The organism is Caryophanon latum (genome assembly GCF_001700325.1).
Classification (GTDB): Bacteria; Bacillota; Bacilli; order Bacillales_A; family Planococcaceae; genus Caryophanon; species Caryophanon latum.
In genome coordinates this window covers 38076-55465 of record NZ_MATO01000013.1, presented here as the reverse complement: position 1 = coordinate 55465, position 17390 = coordinate 38076, and the positions used below count along the sequence as shown (strand labels likewise).

At 44.0% G+C, this 17390-nt stretch carries 18 protein-coding genes; 5 read left to right on the top strand and 13 right to left on the bottom strand.

Features of this window, described 5'->3' with window-relative positions:
* Positions 1–63: 63 nt before the first annotated feature.
* The 4 genes from A6K76_RS03565 to A6K76_RS03550 form a co-directional block, all read right to left on the bottom strand.
* Entirely contained in the window at positions 64–357 is a 294-nt protein-coding gene (locus A6K76_RS03565) for a DUF2653 family protein (protein WP_066462185.1), read from the bottom strand.
* Positions 345–851 carry a hypothetical protein gene (locus A6K76_RS03560; RefSeq protein WP_066462181.1) on the bottom strand — a complete coding sequence of 169 codons (507 nt, stop codon included), beginning with the start codon at positions 849–851 and terminating at the stop codon, positions 345–347. Before A6K76_RS03560 ends, A6K76_RS03565 begins: the two co-directional genes overlap by 13 nt.
* Before the next feature lie 133 nt (positions 852–984).
* Positions 985–1665 carry a hypothetical protein gene (locus tag A6K76_RS03555; protein ID WP_066462179.1) on the bottom strand — a complete coding sequence of 227 codons (681 nt, stop codon included), beginning with the start codon at positions 1663–1665 and terminating at the stop codon, positions 985–987.
* Between the two features lie 107 nt (positions 1666–1772).
* A complete protein-coding gene (locus tag A6K76_RS03550; protein ID WP_066462177.1) occupies positions 1773–2087 on the bottom strand; it encodes a peptidase M4 in 315 nt (104 codons plus the stop codon).
* Positions 2088–2223: 136 nt separating this feature from the next.
* On the opposite strand from A6K76_RS03550, the gene A6K76_RS03545 reads away from it, so the two are divergent.
* From A6K76_RS03545 to ytpR, 4 genes are all read left to right on the top strand, one after another.
* Complete coding sequence (locus A6K76_RS03545) at positions 2224–3300, top strand: M42 family metallopeptidase (RefSeq protein ID WP_066462171.1); 1077 nt, start codon at positions 2224–2226, stop codon at positions 3298–3300.
* Between the two features lie 233 nt (positions 3301–3533).
* Entirely contained in the window at positions 3534–4049 is a 516-nt protein-coding gene (locus tag A6K76_RS03535) for a DUF84 family protein (RefSeq protein WP_066462167.1), read from the top strand.
* 59 nt (positions 4050–4108) lie between these two features.
* Positions 4109–4918: a DUF1444 domain-containing protein gene (locus A6K76_RS03530; RefSeq protein WP_066462165.1), complete on the top strand. Its 810-nt coding sequence runs from the start codon at positions 4109–4111 to the stop codon at positions 4916–4918.
* Positions 4915–5529, top strand: coding sequence for a YtpR family tRNA-binding protein (ytpR, locus tag A6K76_RS03525; protein WP_066462163.1), 615 nt, complete (start codon positions 4915–4917; stop codon positions 5527–5529). Before A6K76_RS03530 ends, ytpR begins: the two co-directional genes overlap by 4 nt.
* Positions 5530–5751: 222 nt before the next feature.
* Here the strand turns inward: ytpR and A6K76_RS03520 are convergent, their stop codons facing one another.
* The 6 genes from A6K76_RS03520 to pepV all read right to left on the bottom strand — a co-directional run bounded on the left by A6K76_RS03520 (position 5752) and on the right by pepV (position 11918).
* On the bottom strand, positions 5752–6615 hold the full coding sequence (locus A6K76_RS03520; protein WP_066462161.1) for a YtnP family quorum-quenching lactonase: 864 nt from the start codon (positions 6613–6615) through the stop codon (positions 5752–5754).
* 25 nt (positions 6616–6640) lie between these two features.
* Entirely contained in the window at positions 6641–7288 is a 648-nt protein-coding gene (gene trmB / locus A6K76_RS03515; RefSeq protein ID WP_066462159.1) for a tRNA (guanosine(46)-N7)-methyltransferase TrmB, read from the bottom strand.
* Positions 7289–7307: 19 nt separating this feature from the next.
* The gene (locus A6K76_RS03510; RefSeq protein WP_066462157.1) at positions 7308–8189 is read right to left on the bottom strand and encodes a diacylglycerol/lipid kinase family protein; all 882 of its coding nucleotides are present in this window, start codon (positions 8187–8189) and stop codon (positions 7308–7310) included.
* The gene (locus tag A6K76_RS03505) at positions 8190–9248 is read right to left on the bottom strand and encodes a nuclease-related domain-containing protein (protein WP_066462156.1); all 1059 of its coding nucleotides are present in this window, start codon (positions 9246–9248) and stop codon (positions 8190–8192) included.
* A 169-nt stretch (positions 9249–9417) separates the two neighbouring features.
* Positions 9418–10269: a D-amino-acid transaminase gene (gene dat / locus A6K76_RS03500; RefSeq protein WP_066462154.1), complete on the bottom strand. Its 852-nt coding sequence runs from the start codon at positions 10267–10269 to the stop codon at positions 9418–9420.
* A 260-nt stretch (positions 10270–10529) separates the two neighbouring features.
* Positions 10530–11918, bottom strand: coding sequence for a dipeptidase PepV (pepV, locus tag A6K76_RS03495; RefSeq protein ID WP_066462152.1), 1389 nt, complete (start codon positions 11916–11918; stop codon positions 10530–10532).
* A 670-nt stretch (positions 11919–12588) separates the two neighbouring features.
* On the opposite strand from pepV, the gene A6K76_RS03490 reads away from it, so the two are divergent.
* Entirely contained in the window at positions 12589–12810 is a 222-nt protein-coding gene (locus A6K76_RS03490; protein ID WP_066462151.1) for a DeoR family transcriptional regulator, read from the top strand.
* A gap of 104 nt (positions 12811–12914) precedes the next feature.
* On the opposite strand, the gene A6K76_RS03485 is transcribed toward A6K76_RS03490, so the two are convergent.
* The 3 genes from A6K76_RS03485 to A6K76_RS03475 all read right to left on the bottom strand — a co-directional run bounded on the left by A6K76_RS03485 (position 12915) and on the right by A6K76_RS03475 (position 17107).
* Positions 12915–14534, bottom strand: coding sequence for a polysaccharide deacetylase family protein (locus A6K76_RS03485; RefSeq protein ID WP_066462150.1), 1620 nt, complete (start codon positions 14532–14534; stop codon positions 12915–12917).
* Positions 14535–14632: 98 nt separating this feature from the next.
* Positions 14633–15352 (bottom strand): pseudouridine synthase, encoded by a 720-nt coding sequence (locus tag A6K76_RS03480; protein ID WP_066462148.1) that lies wholly within the window; start codon positions 15350–15352, stop codon positions 14633–14635.
* 141 nt (positions 15353–15493) lie between these two features.
* Positions 15494–17107: a putative polysaccharide biosynthesis protein gene (locus A6K76_RS03475; RefSeq protein ID WP_066462146.1), complete on the bottom strand. Its 1614-nt coding sequence runs from the start codon at positions 17105–17107 to the stop codon at positions 15494–15496.
* Positions 17108–17390: the final 283 nt, after the last annotated feature.

Genomic DNA, 17390 nt, shown 5'->3' with positions numbered 1-17390 from the left:
GCTAGCTCTTTTTCAAAATGTCCTTTACAAAGGGTACACTTTAAGCCTCAAATGGTTTTTAAATTAAAAGCGTAAACGCGCAATCATGCCTTCTTCATCATCAATATCCAGCTCAATGCCTGCTGATGAAGCGTTGCGCTGTAATACTTCATCAATGTATAAACGAATCGCCGCGATAAACGTTGGCGTGTTAAAGTAATCCGTTTGTCCTGCTACTTCCGCCTCTGCACCATAGCCTGTCGCATCGTCATACGTAAGCTCAACCGTTACGTTCGCTGGCTGCACGTTTTTATAGCGCGCATGAAAGCGACAAATGGCGTTTACTAAATCTTGCTCGAGTAATGTTACTTGCTCCATTCGTCTGCCTCTTTCGGTTGTTGTTTTTTGCGACCGATTAGCTTTTTCACGATGAAGACGATGATGCCAATTACAGCTACAATCGCAATTGCATTAATCATGAAGCCTAAAATTGAACCAATTACGCCTAAGTCACCGAATAAGCCGCCAAATAGTAAACCAGCTAAACCACCGATCATTAAGCCTTTCATTAATCCGCTTGACATGAAGCCACCTTTTTTCTCCTCGGGTGCTTTTTGAGCAGGTGTGCTATTTGTGTTGTTCGTCGTTGCGTTGTTGTTTGGCGTGCTGTTGTTGTTATTGTTTACAGCGCCGTTTGGATTCGTATCGTTATTTTGTGAATTGTCTTGTGTGTTGTTATTTCCGTTATAGTTTTTCTTTCCTGATTTGTATGACTTCGCCTCTACTTGAGACACATCATCAAACGTTAAAAAGCTTCCGACACTTGAGAAGATTAACGTCATCGCAAATAATGCCGCGATTAATTTTTTCATAATAGTTCCCTCCGACAAAAAGTAATAGTTACTTTTTCAGTATATCATCGTCGTCATGAAAAACAAAATAAATACAAAGCGCAAAAAACGAACGCCATCGTGCTGCGTTCGTTTCTTTTTAAGCGATACAACGTTACACTTTATCCGTTTCTGTCGTTTGCTGCTTCGCCTGCTCGTATTTCGCTAAAATGTCTTGCTGCAATGCGGCGATCGAATTAAAAACACCTGTAAAGTTGCTTGAAGCTGCAAACTTCGTGCTGTTCGTCAACGTGTTTTGCACATAGTTTTCAAGCGCTGATGCATTCGTGTTTAACTTCGCGATCCGCTCTTCTACTGCGCTCGTTTGCTCGCCTTGCTGTAAGCTTGCGATTTGCTCTTTATATTTGTTTTGTGCCGTTTGAATCGTTTGCATTTGCTTTGCCTCATACGTCGCCATTAGTACGTTCGCAAGCGTATTTGATGACGACGTATTTGATTGTCCACCGAACATTGACGTAATGTCCGCTTTATCGTTCGCGTTGTCTGATTGTGCTAAATATGTTTGCATCGCTTCTGTGCCTGTGCCGTTGCTGCCGCTTAACATCGAATTTAAATAGTACGAATACGTTGAGTTTGTGCCGAGTAAATTAGCAACGCCTGTTGACGACGTCGTATCGAGCCCCGCAATTAATTCATCTACATTTGAAGATGATGATTGCTGTAAATAGCTACTTAGTATGTCGTTAAAGTTCGTAGACGAAGATGTCGCTGTTTGTGATGTATTGCTGCCGCTTAGTAACGACAATAAATCCATTGAATAATTTGTATTAATCATGTAGTCACGTCCTTTGTTAAAATGTCACGCTACTTACATTATCGGTAAGAAGCTTTACACATGAAATAAAAAAAGCATGCGCTAGAAAATCTAACGCATGCTACCAATTATACGCGTACTAAATCGACTACAACGCCTGAGCGTGCGTCAGCTGTAAATTCAAATGCTTCCGTTTCACCTTCAACAACACGTGAAATACCACCACGATATACTGGTAATTCCCCTACTGTATGTTGAATTGTTTCTGGTTTAGAGTAAATCCACGTCGCATCAATCGGCGCTTCTTTACGGAACTCTTCTTTAATGCTTTGTAACACACGATCTGAAGACATGTATGGAGATACACGGTTCGTCGTTTCATTTACTAATACTGATACAGCAACACCTGTCGCCACGCCTAAAAGAAAATCACGTAAGTTCATTGTTTACGTCCCCCTTAACTCAATATACGTTCATTGTATCATATTAAAAATATTCTAAAAAGAACAAAGAATTTCGAATGACGAAATGACTATGATATAATGAGGCATACTATTGTGAAAAAGAGAGGCGACCGTCTTGAACGAGCAAACATTACAATTATTTAAAACATTAACGGAACTACCAGGCGCTCCTGGACAAGAGCATGCAGTGCGAGCGTTTATGCGCAGCGAACTTGAAAAATATTCAGATGAAATCGTGCAAGATAATTTAGGTGGCATTTTCGGCGTGCGTAAAGCAAAAGATGCCGACGCTCCAAAAATTTTAGTTGCAGGTCATATGGACGAGGTCGGCTTTATGGTAACGTCGATTACGAACAACGGCATGATTCGCTTCCAACCACTTGGCGGCTGGTGGAACCAAGTAATGCTTGCACAGCGCGTCACAGTTTATACGAAAAATGGTGAAATTCCAGGTGTCATCGCATCAATTCCGCCGCACTTATTATCAGATGCAGAACGCGCGAAACCGATGAATATGAAAAACATGCTCATCGACGTTGGTGCAGATTCAAAAGAGGACGCACAGCAAATGGGCATTCGTCCTGGTCAGCAAATTATTCCGATTTGCCCATTCACACCGATGGCAAACCCGAACAAAATTATGGCAAAAGCGTGGGATAACCGCTACGGCTGCGGCTTAGCGATTGAGCTGCTGCAAGAGCTACATGGCAAGGACGTATCATCACACATTTACTCTGGTGCAAATGTCATGGAGGAAGTCGGCTTACGTGGTGCACAAACGTCAGCGAACATGATTCAACCAGACATTTTCTTCGCGCTTGATGCCTCCCCTGCCAACGATACGTCAGGTGATGCGACACAGTTCGGTCAGCTTGGCAAAGGTCCGTTGCTGCGCATTTTCGACCGCACGATGGTAACACACCGCGGCATGCGTGAGTTCATTTTAGATACGGCGGAATCAAACAACATTCCGTACCAATATTTCGTTTCACCTGGTGGTACAGATGCAGGTCGCGTGCATACAGCAAACGACGGCATTCCATCAGCAGTAATTGGCATTTGCTCACGCTACATTCACACAGCCGCGTCAATTATTCACGTAGACGATTACGCAGCAGCAAAAGAGCTACTCGTGAAACTTGTAACGTCTTGTGACAAAACGACGATTGATTCGATTAAAGCGAACGTGTAACATTGCTGTTCGCGGGCGTGGAGGATAACACGATGTTCGTCATGAAGATGATGCTACATGGACGTGGCGTTTATCATCTTCCTTGAGCCTCCTCACTTCATTGCGGGATCTCACGCTTTTTCCGCAGGAGTCCGCCTAGCTGCTACGATCAATAAAACGCGTACGTACAAAATGGTAGAGCAACGAAAACTTGTCTCTACCATTTATTTTGTCTATTTTAAGGAGGAACATATATGAACATCGCAATTGGCACGACGAACCGCGCAAAAGTTGGCGCAGTCATTGATGCATTAACACCGCTTTATCCAGATGCAAACTTCATTCCAATACAAGTGGACTCAAACGTTGCGGACCAGCCATTTTCAGACGAGGAAACACGTCTCGGCGCGATGAACCGTGCGCGCGCAGCGAAGGAGCAAACGGGCGCAAACATCGCATTCGGCTTAGAAGGTGGCGTACGCGAACTTGACGGCATATTGTACTGCTGCAACTGGGGCGCAGTCGCAACCGACACAACCGTTTACGCAAGCAGCGGCGCACAATTTATGCTGCCAAATGAAGTTGCTGACGCCGTTCGAGCTGGCACGGAGCTTGGCCCAGTGATGGACGCGTACACGAAGCAGCACGACACGCGTCACCATTCGGGCGCAATCGGTATATTTACAGACGGCTTAATTGACCGAAAAGACATGTTCGTCCACATCGTTACGCTATTAATTGGACAAGTGCGTTACTATGAAGGCAAGTAGTTTGCATACGCCGCCGTCGATTGCGTACAATACATATAGCAGATGAACGGAGGATTACAATGGATTCAAAACAAATGGTACAGCAATTACAAACAAAGCTTGGTGACAATTTCACATACACATTTGATGAAAAATACGACAAGCTACGCCTTGAACATAAAACGCTTCAAAAAGGAATGGATATTTTAATTGGAGATTTAGTCGCAAAATACGAGCAAAAAAAAGAAGCGGCAATCAACGAAGTCATTTACACAGTTGAGCAAACATTTTTAGCGATGGAAAAGGAAGCAGCAAGTGGCTTTGGAGGCTTAACGAACGTTTACCCGGTCGTACGCTCGACATCGTTCCCGAAGGCATCAAAGGAAGGTCATGCGTTTGTGACGACGAAGCATACGGCCGAAACACGCATTTATTACGCACTTGACCTTGGCACGACGTATCGCTTAATCGATGAGGATATGCTACAAAAATTAAATGTTACAGCTACTCAAGTAACCGAAGCTGCAAAATTCCGCGCAAAAAGCTTATCGACGACGTACAAACAAGACGAAGTAGCCGGCAACGTGTTTTATTTCGTAAACGCAAACGACGGCTACGATGCTTCGCGCATTTTAAACGAGCCGTTTTTAGCGGACATGGAAGCACGTGTGGAAGGCGAAATGACGGTGTCGGTGCCGCATCAGGACGTTTTAATTATTGGGGATATTCGCAATGAAGTTGGGTATGATATACTAGCACAGATGACGATGCACTTCTTCACAGTCGGTATGGTGCCAATTACCTCGTTATCATTCGTCTACGAAGAAGGCAAACTCGAACCGATTTTCATTTTGGCCAAAAACAAAGTACAAGAGGAGCAAAAAAAATGATCGTATCATACAATAAAGCGCATGTTGGGGACGTATTACTTGTCAACTTCACGACAGAGCGTACAGCAACAGTTGAAATCGAACGCAAAGGTGACGTCGTATTATTACGCGAAGCTGGCACGACAGAAGTAAAAGGTTTCAATTTATTTAACGCAAGCAACTACATCGAGCTAGACGTTGCAGGTAACGTTGACGTAACGAAAGAAGTTGCTGAAAAATTAGAAGCAGCACTTGCTAAAAACAACGCAGACGTAAAGCTTGCAGTCGACTTCTCACCAAAATTCGTAGTCGGCTACGTAGAACAAAAAGAAAAGCACCCAAACGCGGATAAACTAAGCGTATGTCAAGTAAACGTAGGCGATGAAACGCTTCAAATCGTTTGTGGCGCACCGAACGTTGACGCCGGTCAAAAAGTAGTCGTTGCAAAAATCGGCGCAGTTATGCCATCAGGTTTAGTAATCAAAGCAGGTAACTTACGCGGTGAAGATTCATTCGGTATGCTTTGTGCAGCGCGCGAGTTAGATATTCCGAACGCACCACAAGAAAAAGGGATTTTAGTGTTAGAGGAAGATGCGGTAGTCGGCTCAGAGTTTATCGTGCCGAAGAACTAAATGATTCACCATCGATGAACCGCTTCATTCGGCTCGCGTTCCTGGGGCTCGGCTCAAGCCTCCGCACCGCTCCTACGTCGCGGCTTACGGGGTCTTGAGGCACGAGCTGTCCCCCTAGGAGTCTCGCCGATTACGCGGTCATCATCGAGCGTATTTAACACTAGTCAAATAGTTAAAGGGAAGTACAAAAGTCGCGCTGACTTTCGTACTTCCCTTTATTGTTTATCGTGCAACCGCGACTTCCTTCGAGCGTGGTAGCGAGTCGATTACTTCTTTACCTGTCGCGTCCCATTGCATCATGCGGAAATATGCGTCGTGGTAAAAGATGAAGCGGTAGCCATTTTCGTACGCTTCCTTCATAAGGCGATCTTTCGTAAACACCGACGTCATCGGATAGTCATCATACGCCATTACCCATAGCGGATTTTGGTGCGCGTGCGTTGGCATAATGTCCGCCATATGTAGTAGCACTTCATCTTGCTGCGTAATTTTAATGACCGCATGCCCGTCACTATGCCCACCTGTATGAATCATTTCGATGCCTGGTGCTACTTCAAGACGCTCGTCAAACGTGACAACTTGCGATTGAATTGGCTCCCAGTTTTCTTTCCAATACGTGTTTTTTGAGCGCATATTCGGATTACGCATTTCATCCCACTCTTTTTGTGACACGTAAATGTTCGCATTCGGGAATACTGAAATTAACTCGTCTCCCTCATAGCGCGTTAAGCCACCAGCGTGATCAAAGTGCAGATGCGTACATAACACACCGTCAATGTCCGCTGTTGATAAGCCAAGCTCTTCTAAGCTACCTTCTACGTTTCCTTCTTCCGTTACGCCGAAGTTACGCAGCTGCTTTTCTGTGAGCTTGCCATGCCCTACACCTGAATCGATGATGTAGTTTTTGCCTTCGAATTGAATTAAAATCGGCTCTGTCGACAGCTCGATTTGATTCGCCTCGTTTGCAGGATACTTACGTTGCCATAAAGGTTTTGGTACAACACCAAACATCGCACCACCATCGAGTGATGTTACCCCTCCGTTTAACCACGTAAGCGTCATGTCGTGAAATACATACTTGTCCATTCTACTTCTCCCCTTTTCGAATTGACTATTTTGTCACAAATTGTGACTCTAGACGGTAGATCGGTTGCCCTTTTGCCGAGAACTTCTCTTCATACTCCGTCATAATATTATTTTCCGGCATTTCGGCGTGTAAGTCTAGTGAAACATATTTTAATTTCATACCATATTCATTCATGCTCACTAAAGAAAACTCAAATAAGCCACGATTGTCCGTTTTGAAGTGAATTTCACCGTTGTCCGGTAAAAGACGCTCGTAAATCGATAAAAATGATGCGTGCGTTAAGCGGCGTTTTGCGTGACGCTTCTTCGGCCACGGATCTGAGAAGTTTAAGTAGACGCGGTCAATTTCGCCCTTCTCAAAATAGTTTTCTAGCTCTGCACCGTCCACTTTTAATAAACGTAAATTTTTTGGCGTTTCCGCTGCTAACACTTTTTCCACCGCACATACGATAACGCTTGGAAATAGCTCAATGCCGATGTAGTTAATGTCTGGATTTTGCAGTGCCATCCCTGTGATGAACTGTCCTTTCCCTGTACCTACCTCGATGTGTAACGGGTTGTCGTTACCAAATAACGCAGCCCATTTTCCTTTTTGCTCTTCCGGGTTCGGTACAACGATGTGTGCGTTTTCTGTAATAAATTCCTCTGCCCAAGGTTTATGTCGTAATCTCAATTTCATATCCTCATTTCTATTAGTTGTGTGCATTTTGCCAGCTACGATGCTGCGAATTGACATGCACATGCGATTGTTTCATTATAAATGCTTCACCGTCAACGTGACAATGCATCGGCTCATGCGTCGTAACTGTAAACGACTCACCTTGTAGCTGCGTCACTTCACGAAAGCGCGTATGCCCACCCCAAAAAACAGTGACAAATAACGCGAGTAGCTTTATACGTGATAGCTGATACACAATTGTACATTCTAACATACCATCGTCCGTTTTGGAATGTGGAGACAGCTTCATGCCGCCACCAAAATACGGCTGATTCGACATCGTTACAAACCATACGCGCTCATACGTTTGCTCATTTACTTCAACTGTAGTCGTCCTATATGTCAGTAAACCTTTCACTAAAAAATATACGTAGCTTAGCTTGCCTAAATGGATGCGATTGAGCCATTTTTTCAACTTCGAGCGATTGGCCAAATCAACCACGTACGCATCAAAGCCAAGCCCTGCATTGTTCATAAAGAAATGCTCGCCGTTAACGACGCCAATATCATGTGCTGACTTCCGTTCATGCGCTTGCCACGCTTTAATGTCAGCAACGCTCGTAAATGCTACATACGAACGTGCAAAATCATTGCCAGAGCCTGCACGGAACGCCGCAACGATTAAATGTCGCTGTCCGACCGCTCCTTGTACTACTTCATGAATTGTGCCATCCCCACCAACTGCAACGATGCATATCGGTTCATGTTCTTTAGCGAGCTGCTGGACGATTTCTGTCGCATGATGCGGATATTTCGTCTTGTATACATCGTACGTGCCGCAATATGTTCGTTCAAGCGATGCCCATGCCGTTTTCCCGTGACCAGATGCCTCGTTTACAATGAAGACGATTCGCATTTATTCACCCTTCTCATCTTCGTCTTTTTGTTGTAGCGGTTGGTCACTTAACTCCTGCGCTGCCGCATGCTCTGCCGCTTCCTCCTCCGACTTCCATAAATCACGCTGGAAGCTCGTCGTTTCCGTATGCTCAAGCAATACTGCTGCTGCTTTAATTTGCATATGCTTCATTGGTGATTTTGCACGCTTTAGCTGTAAAAACCATTGCTCGAACTTTCGCTTGTCGATAAATTGCGTATTAAATGATGCACCTGGATAATCGATGTAGCCGTTGCGAGACAGCACGATGCGTTTTACCGGCAGCTCAATATCGTTGTAATGCATCAAACTTGAAACGATCGTCTCCATACGGTTAAGCTGAATCATCGGACTTAAAATCTTTTTGCTCGACTTATCGATTTTTTGCGTCCAAAAACGTTCACCGTCTGCTACGTATACAGCTTGCTCTTGCACTTCCAGCGGCGTAATGCATAACACTTCTGTCGGCGTAATTAAAATAATGTCTACTTCAATCGGTGCCTTTTTCACTTGAAACACAGGGAAATAAAGCAAAAAGTAATTATCTGGTAACCCTTGCATAAACGTTCGTAGTAGCGTATCGCGCATGTAACGTGGATCGACATATGATTTATCTAACAATGTCGAGCTTGCCCATTTAATTTGAAAATGGAAAAACTGATCCAAGTACATACGCTTTAATTCTTCGATTGTTTTTGGCTCAAATACAATTTTTGACTCAAAATGCAGCGTTGACGTCTCCTCAGGAATGACCTCTTCCTCATCAAGCTCACTTTCTACCGATAATTCTTCTAAATCCATTTCCTCTTCCTCATCCTTCTTGCGACCGAACAGACGACGAAGCAACGTTGGTTTTTGTTTTTCTTCCTCCTCCGGCACTTGCATAACGGGCTCCCACGTTTGTGTCGGACCGCCATTTTCCCATTGCTCCTTCACACGCTCCCACTGCACACGCTTCAGTCGAACGTATTGCGTCGGGTATCGATTTAAGTCGATTTGGTAGCGTGAAATATAATCTTGTAATTTTATTAATTGCGCCATGCACTCATCACACTCCATATGTATAAAGTTCGTAATAGTTCATATTTTACATGACTAACTGATAAAAAAGAAGTAGCTCTGCCGTTCAGTCACGCCGATAAAAAGACATATAATCAAAAAACGCACGATGTGAACATTCACATCGTACGTTTTCGTTACAGTATATCGATTATGCTTTTACTGACTTTGGAATTTTCGTTTCGAATTGCGCTTGTAGCTTGCGTGTCCACTCACCTGGTGTACCGTTCCCGATTACTGTACCGTCGATTTCGATACATGGTGTTACTTCAGACGTTGTAGAAGAAATGATCACTTCGTCCATCGTAAGTAATTGCTCCACTGTGAACGCTTCTTCTTTCACTGGTAAACCAATTTCATTTGCACATTGTAAAATAACTGCGCGTGTAATACCGTGTAAAATTAAATTATCTGCTTGATGCGTGTATAATACGCCATCTTTAATACCGAATACGTTTGAAGATGAGCATTCCGTCACTGTGCCATCACGGTGTAAAATCGCTTCGTAGCACCCTTTTTCATACGCTTCTTGTTTTGCAAGTACCGCGCCTAAAAGGTTTAATGATTTAATGTCGCACATTAACCAACGACGGTCTTCTAACACTGTTGCTTTTACGCCTTTTTCGAAGTTTTCTACTGGGCGTGGGTTTTCTTTTACGTTCCCTGTTAATACTGGCAATACATCATCGCCAGGGAAAACGTGGTTACGTGGGCAAGCGCCGCGCGTAATTTGGAAGTATACGTGACCTGTGCCTAAGTTGTTTGCTTCTACTAATTTGTGTAAAAGCTCGTGTAATTTATCTTTTGTATACGGAATTGTTAAGCGGATTTTTTCAGCACTTGCGTAAAAACGATCCACGTGCTCTTCAGCTGTGAATAATTCACCGTCATATACTTTTACAACTTCATAAATGCCGTCACCAAATTGGTAGCCGCGGTCTTCTTTATCAATAATAATTTCTTCATTTTTTACGATTTGGTCATTGTATAAGCAGTAGCTCATGTCTCAACTCATCCTTTTCTCTTATAATTTTTCAAAATGTAAAAAATTACGCTCTACTACTCCATATCCTGCATTTGCGCTAGCCGCACGTTCCGCATGAGCCCGCAAAATGCACGCGGTCTCATTCTTCACGTTCATGCGGCATGCAAGGCGCAAATGCTTTGAATCTGTAGCGTAAACAATCCATTTATCAATCAGCTCGTCAATATGCGGCTCACCATCTAAAATTTCATACCGTAATTAAATCCATTTCATCATTCTCAATTTGCTGCTAAACGTTCAATGGCTGCGGCGTAAATGGCCACTGCTTTCATTAAATTCGCTATATCGACAAATTCATCTTGTTGATGGGCAAGCTCCACTTCTCCGGGAAATAACATCCCGAATGCGACGCCCTTCTTCAACTCTCGTGCGTACGTACCGCCACCTGTTGATAACGGCTTTTGCATGTCACCTGTATACTGACGATAAACGTCGAGCAATGTTGCGACAAGCGCATCGTCTTCAGGCACGTAATGCGGTGGTGAATAATCGGCTACGTCTAGTGCGACATAAAATGGCTGCACAGCTTCATGCACTAATCGCAGCTTGTCGTCAAACGGATACGTCACACTATGACGCATGCTCACCGCAATTTCTGCACGCTTCTCATCATACGTCATGACTCCTGCATTGAGTGTCGTCGGTCCTGATACGTCGTCCTCAAAGTCCAAGCTAAGTGCCGAACCGAATACGTCGTCCTTAAATACTTCGACAATAAACGTTAAAAAAGCTTGCTCGCGCGCACCGTGAAGCTCCTGCTGTAAAAACGTCGCAAGCAGTACGCCCGCATTGACGCCTTTATGCGGCTCCATCGCATGTGCCGATTTGCCTTTCATGTCGATTATATACTGATTACCGTCGATTAATAAAGACCCTATATACTGATTTTTCTGCAAATATGCTTCAAATCGGTGACAAAATGCTTCATCTTGTCCGGCAATGACCGCTGTCGCTCGCTCTGGCACCATATTTGTGCGCGTACCAGCTGTAAACGACACGAGCGATTCATTGCTTGATGCAGCGGTCATACTTGAAAAAATAAGCGTTGCGATGCCCTTTTCCGCGTTAATAAGCGGGAAATCGGCATCTGGCGCAAAGCCAATCGTCGGCATTTCCTCTTTCTCAAAATAACGCTTTACGCAGCGGAAACCACTTTCTTCGTCTGTCCCGATAATCATGCGCACACGTTTGTTGAGCGGAATGCCCGCGTCTTTCACAAGTTTCATCGCCATCCATGCGGCAATCGTCGGTCCTTTATCGTCGATCGTGCCGCGTCCGTACATTTTGCCGTCTACGATACGACCTTCAAATGGTGGATACGTCCAACCTTCTCCTGCTGGCACGACGTCTACGTGACATAAAATGCCGAGCGATTCGTCCCCGTCTCCCATTTCGATGTAGCCAGCCATGTTGTCGATATTTTTCGTGCGCATTCCTTGCTCGTCACCACGCGCAAGCAGCCACTCGAGCGCTTCAAGTGGCTTCTCACCAAATGGCATATCGTCATTGGCCGCTTCCTCATCTAGCACGCTTTCAATTTGAATGAGCTGTTGTAATTCGCTTAACAATTCGTCCTGACGCTTTAACGCTAACTGCTCCCAATTCATCGATGTATCACCTCGAAAATGTAATGTATTGCTATTGTACGCCTTTTTGACTAATTTACAATGCTTTCGGTTACTTCACATTCATGAAAAGGTAACAATGTTCGCTTCGTGCGATCGGATATTCAGTAAGTTACAGCGTGCGAACTGCTCGCAATAAACGATATGCTTTGTTTGTATCGCTATATAATAACTTGCTTCTTTTAGGCTCTTCACTATAACGTAATTTGCTTTTCACGTCGAGGCATGCTTTCCGCCGGTGCGGAGGCAAACACGATGTTTATCATGAAGGTGATGGCTCGTGTAGTGGCGTTGATCACCTTCCTGAAGTCTCCTCGTCGCAAAAGAAACTTTCTCTTTTCCCGCTGGAGTCCTCCTCTTGTTTCAAGCAACTTTTATGCGTCAACCTCAGCTTACGGTGATGAACCTTATTTTGTATTGTATAACAACTGTAAATGTATGTAGGTTATGTGAATTAATAATAAATTCAGCGAAAGTGCTAGAAAAAGTAATTATATTCCGCTATAATATAGGTGTCAGTATTTCACGACTGCTGATAAGTTGATAGATAAGGGAGATGTATGAGGCATAAACTTTTATATAAGCGCAGCCCGCACATCATGTCGTCCGCTAGTCTTTGCCAAGAGAATTAAGATGAAGGAGTGGTTCATTTATGAAACCAACTACTGATCGAATGCTTAATCGTATTAAAGATGTGTACATGTTCATCCTAGATAAAGGAGAGGTTTCTACACAAGATTTAGTCGAAGAGTTCAATATCACTCCTCGCACCATTCAAAGAGATTTGAATGTGTTAGCCTTTAACGATTTGGTTGTAAGTCCAAGTCGAGGCAAATGGACAACGACGAAGAAAAAAGTGAAATTATCTTCTTAATGTCGTACAAAACGGAAAGAATGACCTGTCAAAAGGTCGTTTTTTTCCGAGCATATAGAAAAAAAGAGACAATCACGCGGCATGTGATTGTCTCTTTTTATGCGTTATTCGCCGAGCATTTTTCTAAACTGCTCAAGCGTCGTGTTTTTCGTCACGCTATAGCGCGGCAACGTCATCGCATTGTAACCAATAACAACGTGCTCCGGCTGCTGCGTAAACGCCATCGTAAAGCCATATTCATCGAGTGCATTAATGACCTCTTCAGAATATTGACCAAACGGATACGCAAATGATGTGACCGTGCCGAGCGCTTTTACGAGCTGGCGTAGGTCATCTTTTACAACGCCGACGTCCGCTTGCACAAGAATGCTCTTTTTGCCGATTAATTGATGTAAATTAAACGTCTGTGCTTCGTGATCAAATACGTCTGATGTTTTGTTAATATCCGCAACGGTAATATACTGCTCCTTCGTTTCGTCAAACGTTTGCTCTCCACTTTCTCTCGTTACACGGCTTGCAATTACGTGCTGTACTGCTTTAAAACCGTGCTCCTTTAAAATCGGGTAAGCAAATTTACGAGCTGATAGTAAGCCACCATCAAATGTGATCAGTACAGCTTTTTGTGGGACGACGAAGCTACCTTTAATGTAATCCGCTAAGTTTTCCTTCGTAATCGTCGTATAGCCTTGTGAAGCTAAATACTCCATTTGCTGCTTAAATTGCTCCTCAGTCACAATTGTATGACTCGATTTAAAGCCGCTTGCGACTTCTTTCGGTAGCACGTGCTCATAATGTAGCACTGCAATACCTTTTTGCTGCTCATTTCGCTGTTGCTCAACGAAGCCGATACGTCCACCAATACGGACAATTGCCCAATCTTTCCAATAGCCAATTGTCGTATAGCGCATGCTTGGCTCTAAAATGGCTAGCACGTCTGATTCGACATTTACATCAACATATACAGGTGTGCTCGTCGTCAGCATAAAGCTGCCGACTACCTCTTTTACTAATGTAATGTCGCGTACTTCTACTTCGCCAATCTCCTCTGCATCCTCACGAGTTACGTAAGCCTCTCCTTGCCCAAATGACACGATGTAGTAGTAACGTGTCGTGCCAACAAGTTCCACTGGCTCCTTCGCACGTAATGTACCGATTACATGTCGACGCTGCGCACTATCGAATTGATACAACGGCGTTTCTTTCACCGCTTCAATCGCCTTATGCAGCACCGCCTTTGCTTCCGTTAACGTATATGTTAACGGCACGTAGCCTTCACCGTTTGGCATAATGACTTTTGCCCATTTGCCATCCATTGAACGTGCAATGTAACGTTCGTTTGCTTTGAGTGTCGCGAGTTGCTTGCTCTTTTCATTCTTGTCCTGAAATACGGGTGCTTCTTTTGCAACGCGTAGTGGCTGTGCGCCGACATCCTGTACTGCTTCACGCTCACTTACTTGCTCAAGCGATCCGATATTGTCAGATGCTTGAAACTTCGCTGCGGTTTCTCCCCACGTGATATAACACCAATCATCATCACATGCTTCGTCAAGCCAGATTGTTGTATCATCTGCTAATGTGCCAAGCACTCGTTCGTCCTCTGCTGCAACGACTGTAACCGATTGCGCGAGCGTTAAACGGTGATCTTGCTCTTGTAGACTGATGCCCCACATGACAAATAACAGTACAACGCCGATAAATACGCCGACTATGCGTAGTTTATTCATATGTACCCCACCTTTGATTCCATTCATCGATGCCAATAAAAACACGGCACTCCCTATAATTATATAGAAAGTCCCGTTTGAATACACTCACATTTATACTATTTTCCCTCATTATTTTGTAGCAATTCGAGTTCGTCGCGCGTTAATTCACGATATTCGCCTAGTTTTAGCGCTTTATCAAGCATAAGCGACCCCATTGATAAACGTTTCAAATATGTCACATTTTTGCCGACAGCCTCGAACATCCGCTTTACTTGATGGAATTTGCCCTCTGAAATCGTCAATTCGATCTTAGATGTGTCGCCAGCTTCTAAAATAACTAAATGCCCTGGCTTCGTTTTGTAACCATCATCTAATGTGACACCTTCCTTCATCGCCTCAATATCCGCTTCTGTGACGCAACCGTTAATGTGCGCGAAATACGTTTTTGGCACATGCTTTTTTGGTGACAATAAATTGTGTGCAAGCTGCCCATCATTCGTAATGAGCAGTAGCCCTTCTGTATCTTTATCTAAGCGCCCGACTGGAAACGGCTCAAAGTGCTGATATGTTGGGTCAAGTAAATCGATAACCGTTTGATCGTACTTATCCTCGGTTGCTGAAATGACGCCTGGTGGTTTGTGCATCATTAAATAAATGAACTCCGTATACTCGACGCGCTCGCCAAATACGGTAACGATTTGCTTGTCGACGTCCACTTTCATCGCAGCGTCCTTTACGACGATGTCATCAACGCGCACTGCTTTTTGCTTTAATAGCTGCTTTACTTCTTTTCGTGAGCCGTAGCCCATGTTTGCTAATAGTTTATCTAAACGCATATTTTCCTCCTGAATGATTCATTGACGCTCGTCATTTTGAACTTGTAGTCGTTATAAATTTTAATCACTGTCTATATAGCCGTCTAAACAAAACGAAATGCTAGAGGAAACAACATCGTTTTCTCTAGCATTTCCAATTGCTTATTTCTTGAAACGTAGCTTACGTAGCACGCGGTCTAATCGGTTGCCGAGTAGTTGCTGTGCTAAGCCAAGCTTGTACGATAACAAGCCGTATACGCACAGCCCTACGCAAACGGTTACCGTTAAATGAACGATTGCTTGCAGCTTCGTATCGTGCGCGAGCCAGCCGTTCATTAGGAAACTAGCACCGTACACGCTCAATGCCATCGCAGCTGTTAATATGATAATTGTTGAAATGCGCTTCAATAACTGTGCAGAGCGGTATTGTAGCACGCGAACGATGACGATAAAGTTAATTGTAATCGTCACCGCATAACCGATTGCCGTCGCTAAAATCGCACCATTTACTTCGAACAGTTCGATTAAATACGTGTTCAGTGCAAGCTTCGTTAACACCCCGATAATGAGTGATGACACGATCCACTTTTGGTAATCGATGCCTTGTAACAACGCTGCCGTTACTGAGAACAATGCAAATAAAATCGCTACAGGTGCGTAGTTTGCAAGCACTTGTGCACCCATGTCGCTTTTTGAATATAGCAGGTGATAAATATCGTCTGCTAGTAGCGAAATGCCGACAACAGCCGGTACGGTAATAAATAATAAAATCGACAACGTTTGGTCCATCGACTGGCGCACTTCGTCAAATTTACGCTGCGTATATAGCTTCGTAATAGCCGGCACGAGCGCCATTGAAAAGCCTGTTGCCAGCATGACCGGAATGACAACGATTTTATGCGTTAAAAACGTAAACATACCGAAATACGTATCGGTCACTGCCGCTAAGCCGATTGATGACATCGCCTTGTTAAACGTAAACATATCGACAAGTTGGAACAGCGAAATCGCTAAGCCAACGAACACGATTGGAATCGAGTACGTAATGACTTCTTTGTAAATGCTGCTGTACGACAATTCACCAGACGACACACTCGTTGCACGTAATGCGTCGAACTCCGGCTGATACTTTCGCCAATAAAAATACAGCACGACTAAGCCGCCAATTGCCCCAATCGTTGCCGCAAACACCGCAAAGTTAATCGCGAGTAACGGCTCTTGATCCATCAACACGACAACGACGAACGCACCACCAAGCAGCACGATAATGCGCACAATTTGCTCAATTAGCTGTGACACAGACGTCGGCATATAATGACCATAACCTTGGAAAAAGCCACGCGTTAAGCTCATGAATGGTACGAACAACAGCGCAAAACTTACCCAACGAATGACTTCCGCAATTTGTGCGACCGTGAAAATTTGTTCATCGTCGTTAATGACGATGCTTGCAATCGGTGTTGCCAATAAATACAGTGCGATAAATGATGCAATTCCCGTCACAATCATGACGAGCAAACCAGAGCGCACAAGTCGTCGTCCTGCATCATAATCCCCAAGCGCATTGTATTTCGAGACGAATTTTGACACCGCAATCGGCGCACCCGAAATCGCAATCGACAATAAAATGTTATACGGAATATATGCATATTGGTACAGTACGACATTTTCCTCGCCAACTAATGCGTAAAATGGGAAAATATAAATGAGCCCGAGCGCCTTTGATAAAAACAGCCCGATCGTTAAAATCGCTGTTCCTTTCATTAATGAAGACATAAAACGACCTACCTACTATTTAGTTTTGTGTTAGCTTATACGAACGAATATAAGCTGGAAAGGTTGCGACTTTCTTTTACATACATTGCACATGCGATTTGTTTTAAGCTGAATAAACACTTATGAATGTACCATACTCTATTTGAAAATCGATTTAACATTGTTCTGGCGTGTAGGCGGCGACTTCTGCGGGACAAGCGCTAGCCGAAAATCAAGGAACAAAGGCTAAGTTCGTCGCGTCCTTGCGACAACGCCTTTGTGACCGACATCGTGTCGCCCTCCG

Bases quoted from the DNA above. Each gene is read 5' to 3' on its own strand.
- A6K76_RS03565 (WP_066462185.1), bottom strand. From the start codon at position 357: ATGGAGCAAGTAACATTACTCGAGCAAGATTTAGTAAACGCCATTTGT.
- A6K76_RS03560 (WP_066462181.1), bottom strand. From the start codon at position 851: ATGAAAAAATTAATCGCGGCATTATTTGCGATGACGTTAATCTTCTCA.
- A6K76_RS03555 (WP_066462179.1), bottom strand. From the start codon at position 1,665: ATGATTAATACAAATTATTCAATGGATTTATTGTCGTTACTAAGCGGC.
- A6K76_RS03550 (WP_066462177.1), bottom strand. From the start codon at position 2,087: ATGAACTTACGTGATTTTCTTTTAGGCGTGGCGACAGGTGTTGCTGTA.
- A6K76_RS03535 (WP_066462167.1), top strand. From the start codon at position 3,534: ATGAACATCGCAATTGGCACGACGAACCGCGCAAAAGTTGGCGCAGTC.
- A6K76_RS03530 (WP_066462165.1), top strand. From the start codon at position 4,109: ATGGATTCAAAACAAATGGTACAGCAATTACAAACAAAGCTTGGTGAC.
- ytpR (WP_066462163.1), top strand. From the start codon at position 4,915: ATGATCGTATCATACAATAAAGCGCATGTTGGGGACGTATTACTTGTC.
- A6K76_RS03520 (WP_066462161.1), bottom strand. From the start codon at position 6,615: ATGGACAAGTATGTATTTCACGACATGACGCTTACGTGGTTAAACGGA.
- A6K76_RS03510 (WP_066462157.1), bottom strand. From the start codon at position 8,189: ATGCGAATCGTCTTCATTGTAAACGAGGCATCTGGTCACGGGAAAACG.
- A6K76_RS03505 (WP_066462156.1), bottom strand. From the start codon at position 9,248: ATGGCGCAATTAATAAAATTACAAGATTATATTTCACGCTACCAAATC.
- dat (WP_066462154.1), bottom strand. From the start codon at position 10,269: ATGAGCTACTGCTTATACAATGACCAAATCGTAAAAAATGAAGAAATT.
- pepV (WP_066462152.1), bottom strand. From the start codon at position 11,918: ATGAATTGGGAGCAGTTAGCGTTAAAGCGTCAGGACGAATTGTTAAGC.
- A6K76_RS03490 (WP_066462151.1), top strand. From the start codon at position 12,589: ATGAAACCAACTACTGATCGAATGCTTAATCGTATTAAAGATGTGTAC.
- A6K76_RS03485 (WP_066462150.1), bottom strand. From the start codon at position 14,534: ATGAATAAACTACGCATAGTCGGCGTATTTATCGGCGTTGTACTGTTA.
- A6K76_RS03480 (WP_066462148.1), bottom strand. From the start codon at position 15,352: ATGCGTTTAGATAAACTATTAGCAAACATGGGCTACGGCTCACGAAAA.
- A6K76_RS03475 (WP_066462146.1), bottom strand. From the start codon at position 17,107: ATGTCTTCATTAATGAAAGGAACAGCGATTTTAACGATCGGGCTGTTT.